This window comes from Protofrankia sp. CiP1_Cm_nod2, assembly GCF_920664355.1.
In the GTDB taxonomy this organism is placed as follows: domain Bacteria; phylum Actinomycetota; class Actinomycetes; order Frankiales; family Frankiaceae; genus Protofrankia.
Map to the genome: position 1 here is coordinate 1,739 of NZ_CAKKTL010000367.1, position 1,461 is coordinate 3,199.

The window sequence follows — 1,461 nt, forward strand, 5'->3', positions numbered from 1 at the left end:
TCGCCGGGGTGGGCGGGCCGAGGTCCGGCTACGACGTCGAGCGGGTCCGCAAGGACTTCCCGATCCTGGCGCGGCGGGTCCACGACGACCGGCCGCTGGTCTACCTCGACAGCGCGGCGAGCTCGCAGAAGCCCACCCGCGTCCTCGACGCCGAGCGGGACTACTACGAGCTGCACAACGCCAACGTCCACCGCGGCATCCACACGCTCGCCGAGGAGGCCACCGCGCTGTACGAGAACGCCCGGGACAAGATCGCGGCGTTCGTCGGCGCCCCCCGGCGTGACGAGATCGTCTTCGCCAAGAACTCCTCCGAGGCGCTGAACCTCGTCGCCTACGCGATGAGCAACGCGGCGGCGTCCGGCCCGGAGGCGGAGCGGTTCCGGCTCGGGCCCGGCGACGAGGTCGTCATCACCGAGATGGAGCACCACTCCAACCTGGTGCCGTGGCAGATGCTGTGCCGGCGGACCGGGGCGACACTGCGCTGGATCGGCATCACCGACGACGGCCGCCTCGACCTCTCCACCCTCGACCAGGTGATCAACGAGCGGACGAAGCTGGTCTCGTTCGTGCACCAGTCGAACATTCTCGGCACGGTCAACCCGGTCGCGACGCTGGTCGCCCGGGCCCGCGAGGTCGGCGCGCTCGTCGTGCTCGACGGCTCCCAGTCCGTGCCGCACATGCCGATCGACGTGACCGCGCTGGGGGTGGACTTCCTCGCCTTCACCGGCCACAAGATGTGCGGGCCGACCGGTATCGGCGTGCTGTGGGGCCGGCGCGAGCTGCTGGAGGTCATGCCGCCGTTCCTCGGCGGCGGCGAGATGATCGAGCTCGTGACGATGGAGTCGTCGACCTACGCCGACCCGCCGCACCGGTTCGAGGCCGGCACGCCAATGATCGCCCAGGCGGTCGGTCTCGGCGCCGCCGTCGACTACCTGACCGATCTCGGCATGGACGCCATCGCCGCGCACGAGCACGACGTCACCGCCTACGCCCTCGAACAGCTGACCGCCGTACCCGGGCTGCGGATCATCGGGCCGGCGGACGCGGTCGACCGCGGCGGCGCCGTCTCGTTCGTCCTGACCGGCTCCGACGGCCGGGCGCTGCACCCGCACGACGTCGGCCAGCTGCTCGACGAACTCGGCGTCGCCGTTCGTGTTGGACAGCACTGTGCCCGCCCGGTCTGCCTGCGCTTCGGCGTGCCGGCCACGACCCGGGCGTCCTTCCACCTGTACTCGACCCGCGGTGAGGTCGACGCGCTGGTGGAAGGTCTGGGGCATGTCCGGAGGTTCTTCGGGACGTGAAACTGGACTCCATGTACCAGGAGATCATCCTGGACCACTACCGCAACCCGCACCACCGCGGGCTGCGCGAACCGTTCGACGCCGAAGTCCACCACGTCAACCCGACCTGCGGCGACGAGGTGACCCTACGGGTCAGGGTCGCCGACGGTGTGGTGACGGA

2 protein-coding genes are annotated in these 1,461 nt (G+C 70.6%); both read left to right on the forward strand.

The window, feature by feature from the left end; genetic code table 11:
• Window positions 1-8 precede the first annotated feature (8 nt).
• Complete coding sequence (locus tag NBW84_RS23450; RefSeq protein ID WP_250287473.1) at window positions 9-1,301, forward strand: cysteine desulfurase; 1,293 nt, start codon at window positions 9-11, stop codon at window positions 1,299-1,301.
• An 11-nt stretch (window positions 1,302-1,312) separates the two neighbouring features.
• A partial coding sequence (locus tag NBW84_RS23455) for an iron-sulfur cluster assembly scaffold protein (protein WP_445548836.1) occupies window positions 1,313-1,461 on the forward strand: 149 nt, incomplete at its 3' end.